This window comes from Microbacterium sp. 22296, assembly GCF_052045385.1.
Taxonomy (GTDB): Bacteria; Actinomycetota; Actinomycetes; order Actinomycetales; family Microbacteriaceae; genus Microbacterium.
Genome location: NZ_JBQEOS010000024.1, coordinates 1 through 395, shown reverse-complemented (window position 1 = coordinate 395; position 395 = coordinate 1). Strand labels below are relative to the sequence as shown.

Here is a 395-nt window from a genome sequence, read left to right as displayed (position 1 = left end):
GTTCCCCGGATGCAGCCGTACGCCCGCCCGTCGCTACCCAGCACGAACGCCTGGTACCGCCCGTCGTCGAGCTTCTTCGCCGCGACCTGTTTGGCTGTCACTCCATTGGGCACGGCCGGCAAGGCGACGGTCGAGGGAGTCTTCGCGGGCATGAGGGTCACACCACTGGGCAGAGCCGGAAGCAGGGTTCCGCCCGCGGTCATCACCGACGCGCCGTCCGACATGACGGTGACCTGGCCGTAGTTGCTCATCGCCAGGTACCTCACACCCGTCATCGCGGTCTGTGTCCAACCGCTCTCCCACACATCATCCGTCCCCCGGATGCAGCCGTACGCCCGCCCGTCGCTACCCAGCACGAACGCCTGGTACCGCCCGTCGTCGAGCTTCTTCGCATC

Annotated in this window: 1 protein-coding gene; it reads right to left on the bottom strand. The window is 67.3% G+C overall.

Annotated features, from left to right (window positions below):
- Window positions 1-395 (bottom strand): hypothetical protein (locus ACTJJP_RS17385; protein ID WP_440776240.1); only part of this gene is annotated, 395 nt, incomplete at both ends.